23 protein-coding genes are annotated in these 26,452 nt (G+C 47.8%); 4 read left to right on the top strand and 19 right to left on the bottom strand.

Annotated features, from left to right (window positions below; translation table 11 throughout):
* Positions 1–43: 43 nt before the first annotated feature.
* From BIT28_RS25070 to mrcB, 6 genes are all read right to left on the bottom strand, one after another.
* Positions 44–628, bottom strand: a complete 585-nt coding sequence (locus BIT28_RS25070; RefSeq protein WP_075767693.1) for a YceI family protein — start codon at positions 626–628, stop codon at positions 44–46.
* Between the two features lie 75 nt (positions 629–703).
* Positions 704–2,341, bottom strand: a complete 1,638-nt coding sequence (locus BIT28_RS25065; RefSeq protein WP_083652147.1) for a methyl-accepting chemotaxis protein — start codon at positions 2,339–2,341, stop codon at positions 704–706.
* Between the two features lie 23 nt (positions 2,342–2,364).
* A complete protein-coding gene (locus tag BIT28_RS25060; protein WP_075767691.1) occupies positions 2,365–2,610 on the bottom strand; it encodes a hypothetical protein in 246 nt (81 codons plus the stop codon).
* Positions 2,607–4,703, bottom strand: coding sequence for an NHL repeat-containing protein (locus BIT28_RS25055; RefSeq protein ID WP_075767690.1), 2,097 nt, complete (start codon positions 4,701–4,703; stop codon positions 2,607–2,609). The genes BIT28_RS25060 and BIT28_RS25055 overlap by 4 nt, the downstream gene beginning before the upstream one ends.
* 394 nt (positions 4,704–5,097) lie before the next feature.
* Positions 5,098–5,637 (bottom strand): NUDIX hydrolase, encoded by a 540-nt coding sequence (locus tag BIT28_RS25050; RefSeq protein WP_075767689.1) that lies wholly within the window; start codon positions 5,635–5,637, stop codon positions 5,098–5,100.
* A gap of 86 nt (positions 5,638–5,723) precedes the next feature.
* Positions 5,724–8,108, bottom strand: a complete 2,385-nt coding sequence (gene mrcB, locus BIT28_RS25045; RefSeq protein ID WP_075767688.1) for a penicillin-binding protein 1B — start codon at positions 8,106–8,108, stop codon at positions 5,724–5,726.
* 206 nt (positions 8,109–8,314) lie between these two features.
* Between mrcB and BIT28_RS25040 the strand changes: the two genes are divergently transcribed.
* Positions 8,315–8,758, top strand: coding sequence for an exoribonuclease R (locus tag BIT28_RS25040; protein ID WP_075767687.1), 444 nt, complete (start codon positions 8,315–8,317; stop codon positions 8,756–8,758).
* Between the two features lie 58 nt (positions 8,759–8,816).
* On the opposite strand, the gene BIT28_RS25035 is transcribed toward BIT28_RS25040, so the two are convergent.
* The 7 genes from BIT28_RS25035 to BIT28_RS25005 form a co-directional block, all read right to left on the bottom strand.
* Positions 8,817–10,526, bottom strand: a complete 1,710-nt coding sequence (locus BIT28_RS25035; protein WP_075767686.1) for a phospho-sugar mutase — start codon at positions 10,524–10,526, stop codon at positions 8,817–8,819.
* 360 nt (positions 10,527–10,886) lie between these two features.
* Positions 10,887–11,408, bottom strand: a complete 522-nt coding sequence (locus BIT28_RS25030) for a DUF2058 domain-containing protein (protein ID WP_075767685.1) — start codon at positions 11,406–11,408, stop codon at positions 10,887–10,889.
* Positions 11,409–11,590: 182 nt separating this feature from the next.
* A complete protein-coding gene (locus BIT28_RS25025) occupies positions 11,591–13,081 on the bottom strand; it encodes an LruC domain-containing protein (protein ID WP_175577611.1) in 1,491 nt (496 codons plus the stop codon).
* Positions 13,078–13,446: a hypothetical protein gene (locus BIT28_RS25020; protein ID WP_075767684.1), complete on the bottom strand. Its 369-nt coding sequence runs from the start codon at positions 13,444–13,446 to the stop codon at positions 13,078–13,080. The genes BIT28_RS25025 and BIT28_RS25020 overlap by 4 nt, the downstream gene beginning before the upstream one ends.
* A 264-nt stretch (positions 13,447–13,710) precedes the next feature.
* Positions 13,711–15,045: an N-succinylarginine dihydrolase gene (astB, locus tag BIT28_RS25015; protein WP_075767683.1), complete on the bottom strand. Its 1,335-nt coding sequence runs from the start codon at positions 15,043–15,045 to the stop codon at positions 13,711–13,713.
* Between the two features lie 376 nt (positions 15,046–15,421).
* A complete protein-coding gene (locus BIT28_RS25010) occupies positions 15,422–15,808 on the bottom strand; it encodes a hypothetical protein (protein ID WP_075767682.1) in 387 nt (128 codons plus the stop codon).
* A 218-nt stretch (positions 15,809–16,026) separates the two neighbouring features.
* Positions 16,027–16,950, bottom strand: a complete 924-nt coding sequence (locus tag BIT28_RS25005) for a cation diffusion facilitator family transporter (RefSeq protein WP_083652146.1) — start codon at positions 16,948–16,950, stop codon at positions 16,027–16,029.
* A gap of 884 nt (positions 16,951–17,834) precedes the next feature.
* Between BIT28_RS25005 and BIT28_RS25000 the strand changes: the two genes are divergently transcribed.
* Complete coding sequence (locus BIT28_RS25000; protein ID WP_075767681.1) at positions 17,835–18,137, top strand: hypothetical protein; 303 nt, start codon at positions 17,835–17,837, stop codon at positions 18,135–18,137.
* 146 nt (positions 18,138–18,283) lie between these two features.
* Here the strand turns inward: BIT28_RS25000 and BIT28_RS24995 are convergent, their stop codons facing one another.
* Positions 18,284–18,619 (bottom strand): hypothetical protein, encoded by a 336-nt coding sequence (locus BIT28_RS24995; protein ID WP_075767680.1) that lies wholly within the window; start codon positions 18,617–18,619, stop codon positions 18,284–18,286.
* A gap of 207 nt (positions 18,620–18,826) precedes the next feature.
* On the opposite strand from BIT28_RS24995, the gene BIT28_RS24990 reads away from it, so the two are divergent.
* Positions 18,827–19,411, top strand: a complete 585-nt coding sequence (locus BIT28_RS24990; protein ID WP_075767679.1) for an HD domain-containing protein — start codon at positions 18,827–18,829, stop codon at positions 19,409–19,411.
* A 72-nt stretch (positions 19,412–19,483) separates the two neighbouring features.
* Here BIT28_RS24990 and BIT28_RS24985 read toward each other — a convergent pair whose 3' ends face one another.
* The 5 genes from BIT28_RS24985 to BIT28_RS24965 form a co-directional block, all read right to left on the bottom strand.
* Positions 19,484–20,671, bottom strand: coding sequence for a cystathionine beta-lyase (locus BIT28_RS24985; protein WP_075767678.1), 1,188 nt, complete (start codon positions 20,669–20,671; stop codon positions 19,484–19,486).
* A 130-nt stretch (positions 20,672–20,801) separates the two neighbouring features.
* Positions 20,802–21,509 carry a hypothetical protein gene (locus BIT28_RS24980; RefSeq protein WP_075767677.1) on the bottom strand — a complete coding sequence of 236 codons (708 nt, stop codon included), beginning with the start codon at positions 21,507–21,509 and terminating at the stop codon, positions 20,802–20,804.
* 319 nt (positions 21,510–21,828) lie between these two features.
* Positions 21,829–22,728, bottom strand: coding sequence for a protein translocase subunit SecF (gene secF / locus BIT28_RS24975; RefSeq protein WP_075767676.1), 900 nt, complete (start codon positions 22,726–22,728; stop codon positions 21,829–21,831).
* 3 nt (positions 22,729–22,731) lie between these two features.
* Positions 22,732–24,558: a protein translocase subunit SecD gene (gene secD, locus BIT28_RS24970; RefSeq protein WP_075767675.1), complete on the bottom strand. Its 1,827-nt coding sequence runs from the start codon at positions 24,556–24,558 to the stop codon at positions 22,732–22,734.
* Positions 24,559–24,809: 251 nt separating this feature from the next.
* Positions 24,810–25,352 carry a hypothetical protein gene (locus BIT28_RS24965; protein WP_245823876.1) on the bottom strand — a complete coding sequence of 181 codons (543 nt, stop codon included), beginning with the start codon at positions 25,350–25,352 and terminating at the stop codon, positions 24,810–24,812.
* Between the two features lie 203 nt (positions 25,353–25,555).
* Here BIT28_RS24965 and BIT28_RS24960 point away from each other — a divergent pair, with 203 nt between their 5' ends.
* Positions 25,556–26,428, top strand: a complete 873-nt coding sequence (locus BIT28_RS24960) for an NAD(P)-dependent oxidoreductase (protein ID WP_075767674.1) — start codon at positions 25,556–25,558, stop codon at positions 26,426–26,428.
* Positions 26,429–26,452 lie beyond the last annotated feature (24 nt).

The raw sequence follows: 26,452 nt of genomic DNA, 5'->3' as shown, positions 1-26,452 counted from the left end.
AACGATAAAACTGGCTGTTGCCAGCTTTACCGTTTATGGAACCTTACTGAATAAAAACAAGCTGCGCCGTGACAGGCACGCTAAGTAAAATGGAGTTTAACTTGGCAATATTCCTTAAGATCTCAATCCCTTTGTCCAAGCCAAAAAGTGCAGATTTAACTTCAATCGGCCACGTGGTTGAAACGAGCACTCCACCGTTTTCCAACCCTGTTACCTGAAGTTTCGCCGCCAGTGTTTGCTTTAATCCATGAAGATCTAGCGAAAACTCAATATCCGCAGGCTGAGTTTTGCCGGGGATCAATTCACTCAGCATCACAGGATCAACCTTGGCCGTCAGTGTTGCGAGTGGAAACCCCTCGACTTCAAACAGCTCCTTCTTCATGCGCTCATCCCGAATCGAGATCTGGGTGTCAACACTCGCAAGATCAATAACCACCTTAACCTCGCCTTCTTTTGACACCGAGCCGCTGATATTTCGAAAATGGTGCTGCTCTATTACCGAGTCATTCTTCACAGAAATAAAGTTTACATTGGAGCTATTGCTATCCAACTTCCAGTCAGCCAACACATTGGCATTGAGCCCCAGCAGCAATAATCCGGCTAACAACACTTTCAAACACACGCGCATTATGATGTCCTATTGTTGATGTTCTTATCACATCACTATAGGCCACTGATTCCTATCAACCGTATTATTATTGAGCTAGCCTATCTTAAAGCGGTTAATCATCCTCATAAGATCCACTGAGACCTGGCTCAACTCTTCACTGGCGCTAGCCATCTGTGTTGATTCCTGGGAAACAGACATCGACATATCTTTCAGGCTGACGACATTACGATTGATGTCGTTCACCGTCAGGTTTTGCTCTTCTGTCGCCGTCGCGATGTGCTGACTCATATCCTGAATAACCTGCACCTCATCATTAATGGTATTAAGCGCTTCACCGGCAGATGCAGAAATCTTTGAGGCGTTCTCCGCTTTTTCGGCCCCTTTGCTCATTACTTTGACCGCATTTTCCGCCCCACTCTGAAGCTTTTCGACGATATTCTGAATTTCCAGTGTCGACTCCTGAGTCCGCTGGGATAAGGTTCGGACTTCATCGGCAACAACCGCAAAACCCCGACCGGCTTCACCCGCACGGGCAGCCTCAATCGCAGCATTCAATGCTAATAAGTTAGTTTGCTCGGCAATACCGCGAATCACTTCTAGAACAGTATCGACATTTCGACTATCAGCAGCCAACTGATCAACCACTTCACTGGCTCTGCCGATATCTTCAGCCAACAAGTTAGCCTCGGAAATATTATTATTAATGATTTCCATACTACCCTGAGTCTCTTTAGCCGCCGAAATACTCGAATCATTGGCCTCAACTGTTCTCCGGCTTACCTCCTCGACGGTAGCCAGCATTTCTGTCATTGCCGCAGCAAGTTGCTCCACATCGTTCTGCTGCTGATTCAAATTATCATCGACGGTATTAATCGACGAAGACATCTGGTGTGCCGACGCTGAGACCTGCTCACCGACTACACTAATATTTTGCATAATGCTCTGAATGGAGCAGACAAACTGGTTAAAGTGACGAGCGAGATCGATCAGTTCTCGGGTCCCCTCTTCTTCCAGCCTCTGCGTTAAGTCCCCTTCACCCTTCGAGAGTGCCTCCATTGCATTTACGGTTCGCTTAAGCGGAGAAGTAATAGAGCGAATAAAGAAAGTCACGATCAACGACAACACAGCAAGAATAATCGCAGCATTGATCATAGAAACAACTTCAGAGCGATGAATATCGGCCTGCAATGCTTCCATGTTCATTCCGCTACCAACTAACCATTGCCAAGGGCCAAACTCTACAGCGTAACTGGTTTTCGGCTCCAACACCTCTTTGTCATGGCTATTCGTCCAGACATAATCAACAAAACCGCCACCATTTCGTCCCTGAACATAGAGCTCCCGGACAAAACTGAACCCATTCGGGTCCTTGAGCCCCAAAGTATTCTTGCCTACTAGTGAAGGAACACCACTGGTCAGTTGGACACCCTGGTTATCACCGACAAAAATATAATTCCCGTTATCGAAGCGCATCGCTGCTATCGCTTCCAATGCGGCTTCTTTGGCCTGCGGCTCCGTAAGCGCTCCAGATACACTAAGCCCATGATAGTGCTCTACTATACCCACGGCACTTTCTACCAGCGTTGCAACGCCTCGCTCATAGTTCTCTCGCATATGCTCACGCGTCTTCGCTGCATTGATCAATGTGCTGGTCACCAGACCGATGGCAAATAATGCGAGGATCACCCAAACACGCGTTGCGATAGTCACACTTGATAACTTGTTCTTCATAACACTATTCCTTATGGTCATCCCTAACGCTCATTAGGACCGGACACATGCTTATCACCGAAACATCGGTGATGATGGCGATGCAATTCCTGCAGTTTCCTCTTACACGCATCGACATCCTCTTCCTCGGATAAATGGTTGATAACCTCATCAAACCTAAGCATTAATTGCTCCGAATGCTGGCGAGACTTCTCACAAATGACATCCTCGGTCGAATTCTGCTTATGCTTCAGCCGTTTGTGTTGTGCACGCTTAAATACATTACTCATCCTGATACCTCTGCCAATTTCTTGCTCTTATCAAAGTGGTAAACATTGATTCGGTTCAAGGCGCAGTCCGGTAGGTACACCTTGCTGTTATTAACATGCAGCAGATACGGCATCCACAGTTGGCCTTTGCCCGGATCGGCACCAAACCCACTGAAGCTATCGACAAAATTTCCCTCAAGATCAAACACCTTTATCGAGCGATTCACCAAATCGGAGATAAACAAATGACCCGAGTCATAGTCGATACTGGTCGGCAGCAAGAAATTGTCGTTGCTGGCACCGTATCCTTCCTGACCAAAACTCCATTTCCACTGGTTATCAGCGTCATACACTTCGATGCGGTTATTGAATTGATCAGTGATGTAGATAAGGCCATTTGGAGTAGCGGCAATATCAGACGGAGTATGAAACTCACCATGTTCGGCCCCGAGCTTACCGAATACGCCGACTAAACCCGGCTCACCCTCACTGTCGATTCGCCAGCGAGAAATTCGGTGGTTACCCGAATCGGCAATGAGAATGTCATTCGTTGACGGATCTATCGTAATTCCCTGTGGTTTATTGAGCTGCCAGGGCTCGGCCCCCAACCCGCCAAAAAAGGTGTATGGCACCAGCTCGCCGATGCGGCTGTCATATTGAAGTAGAGAGACAATGCCGCTTAAATAGTTGCCCACAACTATCATCGGGACCTCATGGTCGACCTGTCCCGGTAAGGGCACCTTAGGCTTATAGGCAGCAATTCCCAGCGAGCCGGGTAACATAGGGAGGCTGACTGGCGATGCCGAGTCGGCATGGCCGTTATCACTGGCCTGAAGCTGATAATTTCCGGCATCGACCATCCAAAGCAATGTCTTCGGGTCTTCGAACCTGTCATTCATAATCACCCTTAGCCACGTCTGCTGCCAGCGCTGAACCCACTCTGACTGGGCGGTCACCGCCAGGTTCAACCACGACGGCATACCGGCAGGCTGCATCGCTTTAAAAAACTGCTCCTGTAGGGAAAACTGGTGGGAAAGCCAATTCTCAATCAACGGATACTTTTGTCGGTAGTGCTTATGATTAGACTGAGTGATCCCCCCAGCCACTGCAGTAACAAAATGAAACTGACCGGGACTTCCCCTATCATCACCAACCGTTTTAACAACCTTGCTTTCACCGATATAGCTCTTACCGGCGAACTGCTCACTGAAAGAAGGCAAGCTAACGTGATGGAGCTGAAGCGAGGCCAAAATGGGCTCGGTAATTAACAGCTGGTCCCTGTTGTTCATTTGAGTGATCTGAATAGGCGCAAAGAAGCCATCAAGCATACCTTGCAACTCACCGTCTATATCGTATATCGATATGGCATTAGCCTTAGCCCCCGGTATCAAAATCCGGTTTTGAATCACTGAAACATCTCGCGCCAGCTCAAGACCGTCGAGATAGCATTTACCATTGCCAGCAAAAGGTCGCCCTTTACCATGCCAATCACAACGGACGACCGTATCAAATCCGGTATTGGCGACATATAGGAATCCGTCATCATCCATACTCAGCCCCTGTGGCCACAGAAGATGAATAGGCTCCTTACCGCCTTCAATCTCATGAATGGATCTTAAGTACTGACCCGCTTCAGAGAAAATAGCCAACCGACTGGCACCACCAGCCCCCTCATAAAACTCATCTGCCACACAGAGCTCGCCCTGATAGAACGCCAGACCATTGGGGCCTTTTAAGCCGACTTCCACTTCATTGCCAAATTGATGAATAGACTGAACAGAGAGATTGGCATCGTAGTGTAAGATGTGGATCCGCTGATTACCTATATCACTGACATAGATCCAATTTTTAGCCGGGTGAGCAAGCAAGCGAAATGGCATGTTGAACTGCTGAGGCCCCTCACCCGTCGAACCAAACTGGGCCAGGACATGGTTCAGCTCGCTATCAAAAACAAGAATACGATTATGGGCAGTATCGGCAAGCCAGACATTACCAAAGTGATCCAGACAACTTCCTACTGGAGTATTTAGCGATACATTGCCTTCTACCGGGCAAGGAAGTTTTGGCAGCTGTGCACCCACACTGCCAATATATGACTGAAATTCTATTCCCATCTTCTAACCTACTGACTCTTTTATTAAAAGAATACTTCTTATGTGTTTAGTTACATAATAGGTAGCAATGGGTAGGCAGACCCTTATTTGAAATAACAATATTTATAAAGTTTGAACCAGCTCAACAATTGAACAGCTTTGACTGAAAAGGAGATCATCCATTTCACACCATGCCCTATGCGAATACAGGGAGTTTGCTGAACGGTTTAACAATAGGAGAGAAGCAGCGTAGGCAAGCGCCAGACATGACGAGGAAAAATAAAGAGATAGGAAGAATAAAAGAGGCTCCTATACCCTTTATGCGCTACACCAACATAACCACTCAAACCTGTTACTAGACAGGTACTGACTATGTCAGTGTAACGGTGAAGAAACGTAAGGCAAACGCTCTTCGTTAGGCAATTTGACGCTGTGGTTCAGGGAGCAATTCCGCAGCAATACGCTTGAGCAAGAATGTCTCTCGCTCTATCGACATCCCTTTCTTATCACTGTTGGCAATGGTCTCTTCATTATGAGCTATCGCATCAAAGATATTCAGCCACACTGGTTTCATACCGTTGTTAACTTCATAGTCTTCCAACTGAGTATCACCCAGCTCAGCATCTATTGTACAAACGAAGCAATATGATTCCATGTGCATTATGTCATGCTCTGGCTTGTACCATGGTCGGTATTCTTCATACATACCAAATGCCGAGATATTGCGGATATTGCGAGCCCCCGTCTCTTCCTCAAGTTCACGGATCAAGCCTTGAATGGCGTCCTCACCTTCGTCGATACCACCGCCAGGCAACGTATAGTCATGATAACGCGCGGTGTAGAGCATAAGGATATTCTCACCATCGAGAATGATGCCTCGGGCCGCCTTACGGTGGAAAATACGGCCTTCAAGCTTCTCAATTTCAGGATGAACGGTTGACTTCAATAATCGCATAGCTCTGTCTATCTACTTCTGTACAATAACAAGCCGTGCATTCTAGCCCAATACCTAACCCCAAGCTACTTATACCAATCTGCTTGTCACCAGTTAAAGACACGTTTAAAGAAGGTTTCGACATTCTTTATACAGCTTCTTTTCAACGTACCATTCGGATCCCACACCGGCAGCTTTGTCGAGCCGATGCAGCTTTGCTCCAACCTCCCCGTTTTCGCCTGGTGATAGGTAAAGTCGGACACCTGCGGCGGAACTCGAAGCACCAGCGGCTCTGGATCGCGCCGCTGAATATAATCGGCGTAAAGTCGAAGCGGCCCTGAAGAACCTGTCAGCTTGGCGCTTTTATTATCGTCACGCCCCATCCAGATAGTAACCACTTCTCTGCCGTCTACCCCTACATACCAGCTGTCTCGGCCCTTATCTGAGGTGCCGGTTTTCCCGGCTAGGCGTGATGAAGGCAAAATGGAGTTCAGGTAACGCCCGGTCCCAACTGTCACCACCTTCTGCATCCCGTACAGGGTCAACCAGGACGCCTGCTCGGAGACAACCTGCTCCCCGGATGCGCGCTTTTGATACAACACATTACCGCTGGCATCAACAACTGCACTCAATGCGGTCAGTTCGCTTTTTCGACCACCACTGGCAATGGTCTGATACATCTGGGTGACATCGACCGGCGTCAGGGTAAAGGCTCCCAGCAACATCGATGGCAGCTTAGGTATTTCATTGCGATCAATCCCTAACCTTTCCATGGTATCGATAACTTCATCCAGGCCCACGGCCATTCCGAGATTCACTGTCGGAATATTGTATGACTTCGCCAGCGAAAGATATAAAGGCACCGATCCCCGGTATTGACGGTCATAGTTACGTGGTGACCACTTTTCACCATTCTGCCCTCTTAGCGTCAAGGCACGATCATCAAGATTGGTGGCAAGCGAAAAACGCCCCGGCTGCTCGAGGGCTGCCAGGTAAATTGCCGGTTTGACGACCGAGCCAATAGGGCGCTTGGCATCAATAGCCCGGTTAAAGCCGTCGTAACCCGGACGACTTCCGCCAACCATAGCGCGGATTTCACCGTTCATGCGATCGGCAATAACCACCGCGGTTTCAAGCTCGTTGCCAGCACGCTTTTCCAACTGGGGAATCGTATGACGGACAGCCTGCTCAGCCTTGGCCTGAGAGTCCGGATCCAGGGTCGTAAATAACCGCAGCCCCTGACCGGGTTGGTAATCATCGACATACTTTTTCAGCTCACGCTGCAACTGACCAAAATAGGCTGGCTGCCGGTTGGCGATCTGTCCCTTCTCTTGCAAATCCAATGGTTTGTCAGCGGCCAGCTTATAGTCCTCTTCTTCGAGAACGCCATTTTCGACCATTAAACGCAATACCAGATCCCGTCGGCGCTTTGCACGCTCCGGATATCGCCATGGATTATAGTAAGAAGGGCCTTTCACCAACCCGACAAGTAACGCCTGCTGATCGAGGCGTAGTTCTGATAATGGCAAGCCAAAATAGAATCGCGAACCAAGCGCAAACCCGTGAACCGCATCAGCCCCATTTTGAGCCAGATAAACCTGATTCAGATAGGCATCAAGGATCTGGTCTTTGCTATATCGATAATCGATGATCAAGGCCATATAGGCTTCTTTGAATTTACGCCACAGGCTACGCTCGCTGCTAAGAAACAGATTCTTGGCCAACTGCTGAGTAAGCGTACTGCCGCCCTGCACAGTTCGCCCTGCTTTGAGGTTTGCTACAAATGCCCGGGCAATCGCTGTGGGAGATACTCCGTCATGCTGGTAAAACTCCTTGTCTTCGGTTGCTATCAGCGCCTCAATCAAAGGCTGTGGCATTTCGGCTTTTGGCCGATAGATCCGTTGCTCGTCTGTCTTAGCCTCCAACATACCAAGTAGTTTTGGCTCTACACTAAAAGTTCCCAGCTCACGTCCGGATTCGACCTCTGAAATCCGTCTGACCTTCGAGTAGTCAAATTCAACAACCACATGCCGCGGCGGCTGCTCCCCGTCTCTAAATTCAAACGGGCGCCGAATAAACTCTACCTTGAGTCGGCTGGTTGAATACTCACCGCTTTTCGTCGGGGTCGTAACTTTACGATACTTCAGCACTTCCAACTCGTTGACCAAGTCTTCATACCGGATCACAGCTCCTGGCTGAAGGGTTAACTCACGAGCGTAAACGACAGAGGGCAACTGCCATAGCTGCCCTTCGAACTTATCCGTTACCCTATAGTTAAGGGTATTACCCATCCACACCATGCCAGCAACAATCAACACCATGCCAACCAGACAGCCATGTTTGAGCCGTTTGCTTCTTGTAGAAGCACGATGTGTAAACCTTTCTGAAGACGGGGAAAAAGAAGAAGTGGTCGATTGTGCCTGTTGATTTGATTTCTTGGATGACAGGTGTTGTTCTGTCTCTTGTCGCGGTTGTTTGTCTGATGTAGCCATTACGTTCTGTACAGTCAATTACTGAGTAATTGGTTGTCCTAGGAGGTGAGTTCGGTGCCGACAATACCCGAAGCTGATGGCAAGGATGTCATCCGACTGTCAAAGAAGCATCTCCGATCCATCCCCAGAAATGGAAATGATCTGGAGTTTCGCGGCAAAATCGCTCAGAATACGTGCCCTGTTTTAGCTTACTGCCGAGAAAGAAAATGGAACGCGATTACAAACTTGATTGCCTGCTGACAATGCCACGCCACGAGCTGGAAGAGTTCAGCGTAAGAGTAATTGGCCGTATGGTTCCTGAAGAGATGATGCAGGAGCTATTTACCTTCGACCAGGAAGAGGTTGATAGCGAAGACCGCCTGAAGTCGGCACAGTTTGATGCCATGCTTCGAATGACTGCGATTGCCCTCGGTGAAGTCAAGATGGCTTTCTCCGAGTCTGACAACGCGCAGCAAAATTCCGAACGCATGATCCGCCTGATCTTGTGGCATTTCTATGCTATGTCCTTCAATCTTGAAGAAGCAGTTACTCTTGAACAACACTGCGAGCAGGTGGAGAAAATTCTAAGTAAAGCTCCTGAGGATGCCTTCGGCTGGGTCAAGGTACTTACCGAGCTCCTGCACACATATGCCGAGCTGAGCGAAAAGTAAGCATTAAAGCCGCCGAACACTGTCCTGCCCGGCGGCTTGAGTCTTAAACTGTCAGCAATCACGCTGTCAGCGAAGCTTGATGTTGACTGATTAACTCAGCCATTGTGGCCTCTGCACGCTGCTGTGCATGCTCAAGCGTATCTTCATGGCTCATCGCCTCAACCACTTCATAGTAGCATTTCAGCTTAGGCTCTGTTCCTGAAGGGCGGACCACGACTCTCGAATCATCATCGAGGTAATAGATCAGCACATCACTGGACGGCAGATCAATCGGTTCAATCTTGCCATCAGTATAAATGGTCTGTGATTTTTTCAAATCATCCGTCTTCACAATGTGGCGGCCTGAAATGGTCTCCGGCGGATTGGCTCTCAGGCTATCACCAATTGGCGGCGACCCCGGCTGTAGCGCAATACTCTTCTGGACATTCAGATACAGGCCATGTTCACGGTAGATAGCTTCCAATTGATCCCAGACAGTCTTGCCATTAACAGCCAATTCAGCCGTCAGCTGAGCAAAGGCAACCAATGCAGATAACCCATCCTTATCCCATACCTCGCTACCGACGGTATAACCAAGAGCTTCTTCGTAAGCGAACAAGAATCGGCTCTCATCCGTCTGCTGCTGCATAGCAACATTCGTTAGCCACTTGAAACCTGTCAGGGTCTTGTAGTAATTGGCTTCGACCGACTTGGCAACCTGCTTTAACAGACTTGAGGAAACGATTGTTGCACCTACTAGGTTTTGTCCCGGCTCGGCATGTGTCAGCAGGTAATGCCCAAGCAGCACACCAACCTGATCGCCCGTCAGCATCTGGTATTCGCCCTCTTCTGTTCTGGCTGCAACCGCAAACCGGTCGGCATCAGGATCGTTGGCACACGCCAGGGTGGCACCATGCTTCTTGGCTTCGGCGATTACCATGTCCATCGCTCCCGGCTCTTCGGGGTTCGGGAAATTCACGGTAGGAAAACGGCCGTCTGGCTCACGCTGCTCGGCTACGCTGTAGACTTGAGTAAAGCCAGCATCAGCCAGTAATGCTTCGGCCATGTTGGCACCTACACCATGCATGGCGGTGTAGGCCAGGCTGATCCCGGCTGGCTGAGTGTGGTTCGACAGCAACTTGCTCTTATTCACCGTCTGACGGTACGTATCGTAAAATGACTCACTCAGCCAGAACAACAAACCTTGCTGTTTAGCCAGCTCCAAATCAAGCAACTCAATCTCTTGCTGGGTTGCAATATCAATCTGTTCGGCAATGCCCGAATCATGAGGCGGAATAATCTGGGCACCGTTCCCCCAGTAAACCTTAAAACCGTTATATTCCGGCGGATTATGGCTGGCCGTCACTACAACACCGGCAGCAGTTTCAAAGTGTTTCACTCCAAAAGCCACCATTGGTGTAGGTGCTTCATGGGTGGTCATATACACTTTTATCCCTTGAGCGGTCAGTGCCGAGGCAGTCTCGTGAGCAAAGCGCTTTGAATCAGGGCGACCATCAAAGCCGATAATTACGCCACGCTCGGCCGCATCTTGCTCTGTTGCCAGCAGATATTTGCCAAGCCCCATCGCCGTTTCTTGAATTACCAGGCGGTTCATTCGGTTTGATCCGGCGCCGACAATCCCCCTTAGCCCGGCAGTACCAAATACCAACCGTCCGGAGAATCGATCTGCCAGCTCGGCTTCTGCGTTTGAGTCAATAAGCTGTTGTAGCTCATCACGTGTTTTAGGGTCAGGGTCTCGCGCTATCCAACGAGAAATTTCAGTCTTCATTATTGATGTTCCTACGACGCTGATTACATTCACAACCTACTACAAATGATATTCATTCGCATTAACTTATTCGTATATCCTATATCTGAAAGTACCAAACGCTCAAACTATCGCCTGTTTTAGCCTCACAGGTCATAATTCATGCTTGGTAAAAAGCAAAATCAATGAATGAAGTATAGAGGGAATAGCGTTCTCTACCATTTTGTCGCTGAGACAGAAACATTAACTGCTTACAAACCATTGGCTAACGCTAGTGCGCTGGTAAACAGAACTGTTTTGTTATGCAGAAGGGGAATTAGGGAGGTGTAACAAGAAAGGTAAGACGGGGTACCAGGCGGTACCCCGAATGAATCTGTGCAATTACCACATTAAATCATCAGGGATCTTGAAGTCCGCGTACGGATCATCCTCATCCATTTCCTGCTCATCGGCAGTATTATTAACGATGATTGACTCTTCATCACGCTGGCTAATTTTGTCCGCAACCACACCCGGTACAATCGCGTAAGTATCAAGGTAGCGGGCAATTGCCAATCGGCCGCTTACCAACTGGTCCTGAATTGATTTATCGACATAGATTTTCTTGACCAGGGTACCATCAGTAAAGTTATAACCGATTTCGCCGTCTTTACAGTCGATCCTGTTCATCTCAATCAGCTGTTTCACCTGCGAGGCAATCGCCTTCTTCTCGGCTTCCGCCTGCTTCTGGCGGTTTAGCTCTTGGTCCTGAGCAAGCTGAGCAACTCGGTTAGCTTCAACGGCCGCTTTGGCTTCTTTCGCCTGAGTTCTCGATTTCTTGGATGATTTTCCGGCTTTTTTTAGTTTCTTCTTATCAATAAGACCAGCTTTCAGCATCTGCTCTTGTAACGTTAGCTTTGCCATTTTGACTCCGTCGCGGGCACAGTTTCATTAAACAGTGATAACAACCGGCGTTAACGATGAAAGCTTCGCCGATTGCTTAATTTCATCGTTATATTATCACTGGGCAGGGAGAAACAGGTCAAGCCTAGGTGCCCTTAACAGGCAACAAAACGACCTCGATAGGTCGCTAAGTTGCCTTAATATCAGTCCCACTTCCAAAAACCTTTACCGATCCCTTTAATTTTGGATTCCGAAGGCAGGGTATACCAAGAGGTATTTTGTGTACCCGAGCTAGAGACATACCCTAAAAATGAACTGTATGCTTCGCCTAGGTCGACATGCTCGAGTGGTGGTTCCCAGTCTTCGGGAATAATCACCGCAAAAGGGTAGCCCTGTTCATTTTTAAAACCACCGACACCTTCTGCACTGTTTACCGAGTTCCCTAACCTCGAGGCGAACTGCGGCAAATGAATTTCATAGCCGGTATTGGTCACATACAAATAAGGATCATAGGGAGGGAGCGCAACATCCTCAAGGTTCAGTGGCGTATCAAAGTCAAACGAGACACTGAATTTTTGCCCCTGAATAAGTGAGATCTGAGCCTCTGTATTGGCAAATTCAAGGCCCGGTATCTGCATCAGGGACTTCGTTCCCTGAAGCAAGCGCTGATCAAAGCTGCCGGACTGCGAAATGGATTTCGGATACCCGCTCTCCTGCTCGCTCGAACCGGCCTTGAACAAGTTTACCGTGCCACTTCCCGAGGCTTCATCAGGCAAACCAATATGCAGATACCAATCGTGAGTGAAACCTGAGCCACGGGCAATAATGTAACCATATACAATCAAGGAGCTGACTTTGTCATCTGCCATACCAAGGCCGACTCGGTAACCAACAACAAGATCGTTGAAATCATAGTCACTTTTTGCCGGATAGTTATCCTCATAAGCGGCAATGTAATACTCAACAGCAGATGGATAATAGACCCATGAATCAATCGGGTTGAGCACTTGCCCCTGAGTGATCACCAATGGCGCCTCGCTTTGACCCGGTGCCAGACCAGCCAAAAACGTAGAGTCTTCCACGCTAACAAGAGCAAGATCCTCAAAGCCTGCCGTGTAATCATAAAACGCCTCGGGATCCCCCAAGGAGGTATTCGTCTCCAACAAGGTGATATCTAGCGTTGCCGAAGTCGCACTATCAAGGGCCATGTTTACCGGCATAGTGATCAGCGCATCATACGAACTTCCGTTTAATTCACTGTTACTGCTGGGTGTGATCAATGATGAGCCGGTCTGGCCTATCAAGGTATAGTAAAGCTTTCGCTCGCTAGAGCCGACTTTAGCCAACATCGATTCGGTTGGTGTCGAAAAGCTGCTAAATGAAGAGCTATTACCGCCAACAACAACAGTGAGTACCGCAGATTCAATCGCCACACCTTGACTGGATGCTTTCTCCGATCCGTTGGCAGCTTCATTGACATCAACAGCAAAAATCAATGAGCCGCCGTGCTCGGTTCTCATGGCCTCCAAATCTGCAGCAGAAAGATTATTCTTTTGCTGTTTGGCACGAAATAGATCGATACTCCCGCTTCCTTGCTTTATCGTATCTTTCAACTGAACAGATACTGTTGCTGCTTGTGCCTGTGGCATTGCCAACATTGCGGCCAACAAGAATCCCCAGAAATATCGGCTCATAGCTGCTTCTCCCTTGAAATACTATTGTCGCCATCTAAGTCGCTAAACAGATCAAACTTTATGCCCCCCTCACTATTTGGCAGTGAAAGCGGGAGCGAAACAGGTTTCTGCTTATCTATCTGGCCTAAAAAAAGTACATTGCCTGTAGATGAATAGACTTTAAGAAACACCCTATTTCCCGCTAGCGCGAATTGGCTAGGATCCAGCTCAAACGCACTGATCCGATATTGCTCAAACCGAGCATTAGGCGGTGCAATATTATCACTAAGACGGGTACTTTCTGTTGAGCCAGATATGGACGGTGAAGATTCCGAACCACAGCCAGCCAATATGATACCGAGAGTTGCCACAAGTGCTTTTTTCATTCCCTACCTCCAAATTCACAATCAGGAACAGGAAATCAGAACTCGTGCCAACCTATATTTTTAATAAAATCAAAAGTTTAAGATTGGTATTATATCAGGATTGCAATACACGATTGATTTTGCAATAAAAATAGCAACCTGGCAGATCTCTTAATTGAGATATTGCTTTTTTTATCAGATAGTAAGACATCAGTGTATTGGCAATAAAGACACCGATATTGGTTAAGTCTAAGCGGTACATGTGTACCGCTTATTTGGGATAGGTTATCGCTGAAATGGATAAACGGCACCAAGCGAGAGGATTTGCGTTAGTTCGTCTAGTGCGGTACGGGATTCATCAAGTAGTTGCGGATCAGCGAGATCTGCTTCAACCAGGCTATCGCGGTAATGTGTCTCTACCCACTGGTTGAGGCGGTTGAACAAGGTCTCATTCATCAAGGTAGACGGATTCACTGCCTGTAGTTCTTGCTCGTTCAGCACGACACGCAAACGCAAGCATGCCGGACCGCCGCCGTTGGCCATACTTTGTTTCAAATCGAAAATCTGAACCCTGTCGATACCACGTTTTTGCGCCAACATCTGCTCAATGTACGCCCAGACATTGGGGTTATTGCGACACTCTTCAGGGAGTACCAGCAGGGTTTCGCCTGATGGCAAGGCAAGTAACTGCGAATTAAACAGATAGCTGGTTACGGCATCATCTACTGACACGGCACTGGTCGGCACTTCAATGATATTAAAGTTGCCTGACATTTTCTGGGTAAGCTCGTCATATACCGCTTGCTGATTCAAAAAAGCCTGCTCATGACAAAACAAAATATCCTTGTTGCCTACCGCAATAACATCGTTATGAAAAACGCCCTGATCAATCACAGCCGGATTTTGCTGGGCAATCACCACGTCATCACCCTCAAGCTGGTGCAGTCGTGCTACTGCCTCGCAGGCTTCAAAAGTGTGTCGTGCCGGGAACTTCACCGGTGCTGGGTGGCGGCTGTCAAAGGCGTGGCGGCCATATACAAAAAACTCAACACCCCGCTCGTTGTACTGATGACAAAAGCGAGTATGGTTCGCTGCACCTTCATCGCCAAAATGCTCGACTGCAGGCAAGGCAGAATGGTGGACAAAATGCTCAGGCGAGGAAAATGTTGCTTTCAAGATCCGTCCAGTCACTTCATGTTCAATAGAACGGTGAAACTTATTGGTTAAGTTGGCTGGCGTAAAATGAATCTTGCCGTCTGCCGTATCCGCCGAGGGCGATACCGTTGCCGCATTGGCCGTCCACATACTTGAAGCCGAACAACAGGCAGCAAGCACCTTCGGTGCCTGTTTCGCCGCCTGCTCAATCACCGCTTTATCACTACCGGTAAAGCCAAGCTGACGTAGAGTCTTTACGTCCGGGCGTTCCTGTGGTGCCAGCACCCCTTGAATCATCCCCATGTCAGACAGGGCTTTCATTTTTTCCAGCCCCTGTTTAGCGGCCTGTTTGGGGTTCGACGGTGCAGCCTGGTTTTTAGCCGAAGCGACATTACCAAACGACAACCCGCTGTAGTTATGGGTTGGCCCTACCAACCCATCGAAATTTGCTTCAAGTGCTTTCATAGACATTCCATGTTTGTGTACCACCCCTTAAAGATAACAAAGCATTTACAATCACAACAAGTGTGGTACAAACCGCCAGCTATAATAGAATCATTAGATATAAACACCAAAACTGAGCATGACTATTCAATTCGCTTGATTCCACGGCTTCAGCGTCAATATCCAGGCCACGACTACAAGTACCAGCACTCAGGCGGTTTAATCCTATTTGCCACTTATTCTGGCCCTGTTAAGCCTCGGTAATCCAAACTCAAACTACATAATTACTCAGGCCATAAACTGAAAAAGTCAGCCAATAAATAGCTGACTTTTTTTCATTCTGTGTGCCAGATCAGGCTTCTTGCCTATGATTCACTCTTTTCGCGATTGAGAAAAGCTACATATCCCACTCAACAATGTGCCCTTCATCATAAACCCCATCGCTATAGGCTGGTGTAAAGTTAATGAAAATGTTGTTTTTAGCGATTGGAACCTGCTCGGCTATGGTATGTGCGATCAGTTCAAGCATCGATGCTATCTGCTTTTCGGTGTTAAAATTAGGCGCAATCAAATCAATCAGCAAAGGGTGTGTATTAATCGGCTGGTTGGCTGCAACTTGCCCATGGTGGGAATAATGTGATTGGGCAAGGTACTCCCAAGTCACCATGATATGCTGCTGCTCAATGTTGGCTGCATCAGAAATTGCCTGGGACAGCGCACTAATAACCTGTGGCACAGGAACTTCATGATCAAACGGCAATGATTTGATTCTTACTAATGGCATAACCTACCCTCATCGAAACCGACATCCTCCCCCGAAACTCTCAGGTGAGAAATTGATAAGTAACTAAGTTAAAAGCCTAGTGAAGGTCAGCGTTAGGACGCTATCTCAAAGTTGAGACAATCATAAAAAAATACTATTGGCCCAATAAAAAAACACCTGCTGGTTGCAGGTGTTTATCTCTGTACGTATCTTCGCTCCTCGAGACGGGAGCTGCCGGTTTAATCACATTGCTTGTCTTCACAGCAGGGATTAATCACCCGCTCAGCACAGGTATAAGGCTCGATATGAATAATCACATCAACAACCTCATCGATTTGCTTGAGGATATGTGACTTGAAGTTCTCGCTAATCGTATGAGCATGATCAACACTCATGGATGGATCCACCAACAGGTGAAAATCCAGCAAAATCGTACTTCCCGTACGACGGCTTCGAATCGCATGCACTTCACGAATATCGGGATCAGACTCGGCATAACTCTGAATCTTATCTTCTAGCTCGTTATCGGCTTCAGCCTCAGTCAGTTCCAGCAATGCCGGCCAAAGTATCTCAAAGGCTGCTTTCAAGATCATCGCTGTCACAATCAGTGCCGCCACCTGATCCAGATAATGCAGATCCGGGAAAAAAAGATTAGCAATTACAGCCACAGCAACCGGCAGCGAACTAAGTGCATCGGAGCGATGGTGCCATGCATTGGCGTGCAAGGCCCGGCTATTAATTCTTTTGGCTTGGATGAGCGTCCAGCGATACAGAACTTCTTTGACCAAGATGGAAGTCAACGCGGCAACAAATGCCAGCATTCCCGGCTTGGTGGTTGAATCATGGCCCAATGAGCTAATCGAATCCCAGCCTATTCCCAGGCCGACAAAAGCCAGTAGAACACCAATAAAAATATTTGTTAACGTTTCAAAGCGGCCATGTCCATACGGATGGCCTTTATCCGCCGGAGCCGTCCAGTATCGGGAACCGATAAGGATAGCGGTGTCGGTAACCAGATCCGAAAAACTATGGACACCATCCGCCACCAGCGCCTGACTACCTGTTAACTTACCCACCGTTATTTTCAATACGGCCAAGCCAACGTTAGCAATCGAGCCAACCCATGTGGCCTTCTGAATAACTTTTACCGGAGTCTCTGACATGACTTTATCTCGTTTTGAAACAGCCAATTATGATACCTGAATTTTGATCGAATCATGAACAATATTGGCAGCTGGCATCAAGGCATTGGCTTTGGGTACGCAACCCAGTCCTTATCAGCATTTTATTCTGTCAGTTACACTTAACTTAACGTAACTGGCACTACCTGCATCTAAGTCCTTCCAGCCGTTCCGGCTAATCTGGCGATTTTCTTGTCTGATAGCGCTAATTCAATGAGTTTCAGCTATGTGTAAATCATTGGTCACTGTAATTATGGTTTTATATCTAACTGGTTGCACAACCACATCAACTATCCCCGCTTACGACGACGATTCAGCCCGACAATTTCGTCAACAGCATATGGAGTTATATCGGACGATGGATATGATGCCTAGTCCTCAGCCAATTATTATTTTAAGACCGAATAAAGCATAAAAATAGTCGAATAATTGACGCAATTATATTCAGCGTCAAATTTCCCACCAATTATTGTTAATTCACTTTTATATTTCATTAATGACAAATTATCTCCTAATATAACTGGCAACAAATTGCATACCAAACTAATAAGCACTTAGTTTAATAGCGCAAAAGATTAATATCTAAAAGCGATCTTTTGATATTAATAAATATATTTAAATGATAGATCTTAATACTTAATCACAATTTATCTATATTGCTATTTGGTATATTTGTGTATTGTTTTATTTGTGGTTCGTCACTGAAGGTAGGAAATGGAATATTTGTGCTTAGTCGTTTTCATTTAAAACACTACAAAGATCACATTACTCGAATAAAGCTACTGAATTCAAATTGAAAAATCCTGTCTTCCTCCCATAATAGACACATCAATACAAAGATATTGATATTGACAAAAAGGACTTTTATGAGACATATCGCCGATTTTATCGAGCAACTTGAAAGGGGCGATGACCCTTTCAATATCTGGGTATATTCCAGTAAAGGTCATTATAGTCAGTTTGGCAATCAAGGTAATAAGCAACATAAACCAAACCTCTACAAAGCACTGGATCAGCATCTTCAAATCGTTGTTAAAATGAATAATGATGCAAATGATGATGCATACTTGCTGCTTCCAGAGGTTCATGCGGTTGTTCCTGTCGCATTCCGTGAAGGCCAAGTACACTCACTGACAAGACCTACTGCTGCGCAAGCATCAGTTGCATAATATAAATATCGGTATCAACAATGATTAAGAAAAAAATCAGGCTAGGTTTATTTCTTCATTTCCGATAGTAATATTGAGCAGAATAAAAACAGACCTTAGGGTCTGTTTTTTTCTTTATTCTCAGCTAAGAATAGCGCCGCCCAAAATTAGTAAGTAATCTCTGCCGGTACCCCTGAGAGCTTCGACGTTGGCATTATTCTTCGGACACCATCCTTACAAGCCGCGTTACCATCATCCCAACCTTCGTTAAACCGCGTATCGCTGTTACCTAGCGTAATGTCTTTCAGGTAATCCATGTCAGGCTGACCTTTTAAATTCAATGCACTCTCGCAGCCTTGGTTATAACCGTAATGATAAATACTGTCATACTCGACATTACTGACATACTCATCAGGAAACAGCTGGTAATTCTCAACCTCCGAACTGCTACACCCCATTACGCCAAGTGCCACTATTGCGATTACCGTCAGTTTATAGTTCATGGTGATTCTGGCTCCTTACATCCGCCTAATACAAAAGCAACCCCAAGATGCTGGTCTCACTCTGAATCTGCATGTTGAAGTAGTTTGGGTATAACATTAGTCTAGACAAAGACTTGAGCTCGTATTGAATCATTTAAGGTTATCGCTGTGACTGAACTACAACTCGAACAATTCGAACACCAACTAAGAGACTTTGTTGTACAACAAATGACCACTGATCCGGCCCATGATCTCAGCCATATTGAACGTGTTGTAGCGGCAGCAAAGTCTTTCGCCATCGCCGAAAATGCCAAACCAGAAGTGGTTATCCCGGCAGCCTGGCTTCATGATTGCATATCTCTGCCCAAAAACCACCCTGAGCGCCACAACAGCTCTAAACTTGCCGGCATTGGAGCAATCCGAGTCTTGGCGGAGATAAACTATCCGGATATCTTCTTTGATGAAATCACACATGCCATTGAAGCCCATAGCTACAGCGCCAATATCGTCCCCCGAACAATAGAAGCAGCGATCGTTCAGGATGCCGATCGCATTGATGCCCTCGGTGCCATTGGCATCGCACGCTGTATCCAGGTTAGCAACACATTCAATGCCCGCCTTTACTCCGATGACGACCCGTTTTGTCAGCAGCGCGAGTACAATGACCGGGCATTCTGTGTCGACCATTTCTATAACAAGCTATTCAAGCTGGAAAATACAATGAACACGGAAGCAGGAAGAAAAGAAGCGCACAAACGAACGGCTTACATGAAAGGGTTTTTAGCCCAGCTTCAAAATGAAATCGAACAATAAAACGCCCCTTTTCTAAACACAAACAGGCCGCAAAAACGGCCTGTCTGATATACCTTAGTTACCCGAACAGCATTAGCTGTTCAGCACGGCATTGAAGCGCTCAAACCCTTTTTCCAAGTCACGAATTAGATCGCCACAGTCTTCCAGGCCGATATGCAGGCGTAACATTGGACCGGCAAAGTCTTTTTTCTTGGCGGTACGGATCGTGTTGATATTCTCATTGGCTAAAATCAGACTTTCAAATCCGCCCCAGGAGTACCCCATGCTAAAGTGCTCCATCCCGTCCAGAAGTGCTGTTAGCGCCTCGGTATTTCCGCGGTTCAGCACCAACGAAAAGAGCCCGTTACAACCTTTGAAGTCACGTTGGTAGAATTCGTGACCTTCACAGCTTTCCAAGGCAGGGTGGCGGACATGATCGACTTCTTCACGCTCTGCCAGCCATTTGGCAATTTTCAGGCTATTCTGCTCATGCTGTTTCAGGCGGACACCTAGCGTACGCAATCCGCGCATTGCAAGGTAGACATCATCAGGAGACGTACACTGGCCCATCAGGTAGCTACTCTCGCGTAGCTGATCCCAGCAGCGTTCATTAGCCGTAGCCGTACCGAGCATAACATCAGAGTGGCCGACAATGTACTTAGTTGCGGCCTGAATCGAAATATCAACACCGTGCTCAAAAGGCTGGAAGTTAATGGGAGAGGCCCAGGTGTTATCCAGCATCACGACAAGATCATGCTCATGGGCAATGCGTGCCAAGGTCGGCACATCCTGTACTTCCATGGTGATTGAGCACGGAGACTCAAGAAATAGTACAGTGGTGTTTGGGCGGATCAAATCCCGGATTCCCTCACCAATCATAGGATCATAATAGGTTGTCTCAACACCCATTTTATCCAGCATCTTATCGCAGAAATCTCGAGTTGGCTCATACACCCCATCAACCATCAAGATATGGTCGCCCGCTTTAACAAAGGACAGGATTGCATTTGATATTGCTGCAGTACCACATGGATACAGTGCACAACCTACTCCACCCTCCAACTCAACCATGGCTTCTTGAAAGGCAAAGTGGGTATTGGTTCCACGGCGGCCGTAAAACAGTTCTTTATTGGCCCGGTTTGCCGTCGCATGCTTCATCTCTGCAACAGAATCGAAAACAATGGTCGAAGCTCGGCTCACTGGCGGATTAACCAAATGCTGAGTCCACTTCTTGGCGCGCCCAGCCGTTACGATTTTTGTATCTAACTCTTTCTTTCCCATGATCTACCCAAATTTCCTTTTCAAAAGCATTCTATACCCAAACTACCTCAAGATAGCCGTTTCAGCGAGAAATACTTGGGTATATGAAATTAACACAATTGATGAAGGCTTGGGTAGCCGTCGGGTTTCTTTACCTTGCCGCCGCATAACGGGGAACGACGCCCATTTCACGCGTGTGATTCTGTGGGGAGTCTGCTGCAATAAACTCAACAGTGCGGGGATCAATCATTTCCAGGTGAGCACGATAGTTCAGGCATGCGCGCATGATTTCTACGTTACTGGAAACTTTGGCCGTCAATACCGTTAGCAAAATCGCCTTATAGGCAAAGTGACGGTGCAGATCGATGGCAACATCCACTGAGCAGGGCTTACCGCCAGTGGGACGCAGCACCTGTAGGGCCTGCTTTTTCGGATAAAGCTGGAAAACATTGTGGTTGATGTTTTTAGCTCGCTTGATCATATTGCGAATTTCACAGCGTGAGACGGGGCTATAACAGCCATGGCACTCATCACCCGCAGCACTCTTCAGGTACTCATGATGCAAAGGTGAAACTTCACCATCCTGGCTTGGCAGGCTGAGGAAAATGATATCTTCATAATCATCACCCAAGGTATGGAAAATACCCCGAGTCTGGGCGACGAAACCTTTGCCCAACAGACAGTTGATGGCTTTGAGCCCGGACAGGTACTGGGCCAGTATAGATAGCATTACGGCCTGCATATTCTCGTGATTCTGTACTGCTGGTACCTGGTCTGCTTCAGGTGACAACAACTCATGCAATTGCGTTTCTACAAATTGAACAATCTGATGGTTTAGCTTCATTTCTGTATCATACATAATGTCGCCCTTGTCATTTATCAGTGTATTAAGTAGGACTCTTCATGCTCACTATTGATAAATGCAATATTAATACCGGTTAATATCTACCTTTATCACTGCCATTTTGAGGATATCTGTGACAGGAACCTCACTTTGCAAACAAATATTAAAATTATTATCGACAAGTTATTCGCATTTTGCCTGCATAAAAATGAAAAAAAGACAAATTTATTCAAAGCGTCTCTACTTTAAAACACTTTCATGACCAGAAAACTAGACAAGGCCGCGAGCTGCGGCCTTGATGTATCGTGAGCCATAAAGGCTATTATCAGGCCTGTTACGGCTCATCCGTCAACGGTTTAGGCATGTAGTGCTCAGCACGCAAACCACACAGTTCTGGCAGTGAGGTACCGACCGAGATCGACGACCAGGTACCTGTAATAATTCCGATAAACAATGCGACTGCAAACCCTTCCAGCGGCCCGCCACCCAGCAACCACAGGGCACCGACAGTCATCAAGGTGGTACCGGATGTCACAAGGGTGCGCGAGAATGTCGCAGCAATCGCTTCGTTGTTAATCGCCTGTATCGGCTTGTCCGGTTCTGCGATAAGCAACTCACGGATCCGGTCTGCAATGATGATCGAGTCATTGAGTGAGTAGCCTAAAATGGCCATAACAGCTGCAAGAACAGTCAGGTTGAACTCCATCTGTGTCGCGGCAAAAAAGCCAAGCACGAAAATCACATCATGGGCTAACGCAAACAGCGAGCCCGAGGCCAGTCGCCATTCAAAGCGGTAGCTGAGATAGCCCAGGATACACAATACCGCCACCAACAGCGCCAACCCTCCTTGCTCAGCCAGTTCCTGACCCACTTGCGGTCCAACAATACTGGTATTCAATACACTGACCTCTGTCGCCAGCGGTGCAAGAAGCTGATCGATGGATGGCGCTTGTTCATAGGCTTCCGGAACGGCGTAGCGCAGCACCCAACGCCCCTGCTCGCCGGCAGACACAACACTCACCTCCTGGTTCAGGCCAGCTTGCAGCAATGGCTCAATTTCACTGCTGGTGATTGCCGGATCAAGCTGGATCTCGCTAACAACACCACCGGTAAAATCCAACCCCCAATTTAATCCCCGGCTTGCAACCATAAATATCGAAATAACCATCAGCAGAACAGACACGATGCTGGTGAAATGTCGCCACTTGGTTGCATTTTTTATCATAAGACTCATCACTTAAACCCTCACTTCGCGGCTAGCATCACGTCCCCACACCAAGTTGATAATGGCGCGGGAAGCAAAAATTCCAGTAAACATACTGGTCAACAGTCCTAGCCCCAGTGTCAGGGCAAAACCCTGAATCGGGCCGTTTCCGATGGCATACAGCACGACGGCTGTGATCATCGTGGTAAAGTTGGCATCAAATATCGTGCTAAATGCACTACTAAAGCCACGATCTATCGCCTGGGCAAAACTGCGCCCTTCCTTCAGTTTGTCCTTGATCCGCTCAAAAATAAGCACGTTGGTATCAACAGCCATACCGACAGTAAGCACCAAGCCCGCAATCCCCGGCAATGTCAGCACTGCCCCCGGGATCAACGCCATCAACCCAAACAGCATCACCATGTTTGCCACCAGGGCGACGTTGGCCACCCAGCCAAGTCGACGGTACCAAACCGCCATAAACAGCAGGGTCATCCCTAGCCCCAGAGCAAGTGCCGCAAACCCATTTTCGATGTTTTCCGCCCCCAGCGTCGGACCAATTGTCCGCTCTTCGACAATCGTCACCGGGGCTGTCAGCGAGCCGGCTCGCAACAGCAGGGCCAATTCCTGGGCATCCTGAATAGACCCCGCCCCAGTGATCCGGAAGCGATTTCCGAGCTGACTCTGAATGGTCGCCACACTAATAATGCTGCTGGTTTGTTTGGCATTCCCCTCACTATCTCGACTGTATTCACTGAATGCCGTTGCCATCGGCTTACCGATGTTGTCGCGTGAAAAATCAGACATCATTTTCCCGCCGGCATGGTCAAGAGTAATGTTCACCTCTGCCGTCCCCATCTCACCAAAGCTGGCACGGGCATCGACTATATGATCTCCGCCCAGCACAGGTTTGCGTGCAACTCTCACCGGCCTGCCGTCTTTATCCTTCATTTCCATAGTGCTACCGGTTCCCGGTTCTTTGACCGCATAGAAAGCCAGGCTAGCCGTTGCCCCAATGACACTTTTGGCTGCCGCGGGATCCTGTACGCCAGGCAGTTCAATTCGAATGCGGTTCTCTCCCTGCCGTTGCACCAAGGCTTCAGTTATACCGAGCTCCTCTATACGGCTTCGCATGGTTTGCAGGTTTTGCTGAACCGTGAGATTTCGCAGTGCGGTTTTCTCATCGTCTTTCAGAACCAGCTTTACGCCCGCTCCGCTGGCATTGGTGAGCTGCCAGTGCGGATAGCTTTGGCGAATAAACTGGCGTACCGCACTATTTGCTTTGGCATCTGGCAGTCGGACTATCAACGTATCCATGCCTGAAGCCTCGACGCGTGCGCCTCGGATCCCGTCCTGACGAAATAGCTGACGAAGCTCCTCACTTAGCTGTTCACCCTGGGCCTTGAAGACTTGATCAACATCTACATCCAGTAAAAACTGGACGCCACCACGTAAGTCCAATCCCAGTTTAATCGGGGCAAATCCCATACTCTGCAGCCACTGCGGGGCAGCAGGTTCCAATGCCAATGTCAGAACTGACTTGTCGTTGGCCTTATCATTGATCAGATCAGCCAGCACCGTTCTTGCCGCAGTCTGCTGACTGTCATTGTCTAGAACAACAGTAGTTTTGCCATCTCGCTGTTCAATACGTTTGACAGCTATTCCTTCATTAGTAAGCTGTTGCTGAAGTACCAGAACCGACGGGAGCTTTGAATTTGACGCGGCAATCTGCACGGCTGCATCCTCCCCATACCAGGTTGGAATTGCGCTGAGCAGCATGATCATAACGGTAACGACCAGCACCACGTATTTCCAAGCCGGATAGTGGTTAAGCAGCCGCTGTTGATTGGTTTTTCTCATTAGTAATGCACCATCTTTTTCACCAGCGATAGAACTAGTGAAATAACAATCTGTCCTGAGTACACGACAATAGATTGCGGCAAGGCATAAGCTCGCAGCAACTTACTCGACGTAAACTCAGTAGGAGCCAGTCATTCTTGACATCAAACGGCCTTGGCCGACAGTGCCGAACGCTGGTTTAGGATCAGACAAGTCAGGTTTCTTGCTATAGCCAGCAAGACCCATCAGCAACTTGCGCTGATCAATATTTCTCAGGTGCGGAGAAAAGGAGGTTGGTAGATGGTGTAGGTGAGATTAGTCTCTTTCCAGCCCGATATTCGGCATGAGGGCGGATTAGTATTCAACATCCAATTAAGGCTTTCACTGAAGTTAACACAATAACCCACAACCAGAGACGGTGCCGGTTCGACCGGTAATTCTATCGCCAGTTGATAAAAGGGCTGCACTTCTTCCGGGTCATGGTGTACCAAACTGGCCATACGTGAAGAGTTGACCAATGCCGGGTCATAGTCGCGATGTTCAGTGGAGTGTTGTTTGTGAGGCTGCGAACTGCCCTGCTGGGACTTGGACTCGGACTTAGAACTATGGTGCTGGGAAAAATCCCAGACAAGCGAACCTTGTTCCGTCACCGCCTGACGGCTGTCGGTATCCGAGTGAGCATCGGCATCTATCAGAACAAGCTTGGAAGATTCGGTAACATGCTGACTGACACTGGCAGGCAATGCCAAGCGAATAGCCGCTTGATTGGTTTCAGCATGAGCAAACGAAGCAACGCCCAGACAGAACACCAACATTATTGCTCTAAAAAAAGTCGTCAGCATATATTCAACATCATAAATAAGAACCGAAACATCATAGGATGCCAACCGTAATTGCACAAGGAATTATTTGCCCGTGATCACACTTTCTATTTCTAGCCGCCGCTAAATAGCCATTGAATGTTAATAGTTTGATCGTTATATTTCATCAACATACTGCATCACAGGGAAGCTAACACATGACAACCAAACACATCGCATTTATCGGGCTCGGCACTATGGGCTTCCCAATGGCCGGGCATCTGGCTAATGCCGGCCACCAGGTCACTGTCTATAACCGTACAACATCCACAGCAGAAAAATGGGCAGCGCAATATGGCGGTAACATCGCCCTAACGCCGGCGGAAGCGGCGAAAGATGCCGAGTTTATTTTCACCTGCGTGGGTAATGATGAAGACGTCCGCCAGGTCTATAAGGCAGCCGATGGGATTCTGTCCACTGCCAAACAAGGAGCAATCCTTATCGACAACACAACAGCATCGGCCGAAGTTGCGCGCGAAATTGCCCAGGCAGCCTCGGAAATCAATACCGCTTTTCTTGATGCCCCGGTATCGGGTGGCGAGGCCGGTGCGGTCAATGGCTGTCTGACAGTTATGGTCGGTGGTAACGAGGAAGTTTTTGCAGAGGCAAAACCAATCATTGACTGCTTTGCAAAAGCGACCACTTTGATGGGAGATGTCGGCTACGGCCAAATCACCAAAATGGCCAACCAAATTTGTATCGCCGGAGTGCTACAAGGGCTGTCAGAGGCCATTACGCTTGCCAAGTCAGCAGGCCTCGATATCGAGAAGATGACAGATGTGCTCAAGCATGGCGCTGCCGGATCCTGGCAGCTGGAAAACCGCGCTGTCACCATGGCCGAGGACAAGTTTGACTTTGGGTTCGCGATTGACTGGATGCGCAAAGATCTTGGCATTTGCTTTGAGGCTGCAGAAAAGCTGGGCGTCGACCTCCCCCTCGCCAAACAGGTAGATGAGAAATACGGCAAACTTCAAGAACGAGGGTTTAACCGTGCAGATACCTCGGTCTTAATTAAGCAGTTCGATGAATAATCGTCACTAAGCGACAGTCATGCA

Source organism: Photobacterium proteolyticum (assembly GCF_001939735.1).
GTDB lineage: Bacteria > Pseudomonadota > Gammaproteobacteria > Enterobacterales > Vibrionaceae > Photobacterium > Photobacterium proteolyticum.
This window is presented reverse-complemented; position numbering and strand designations above follow the sequence as displayed.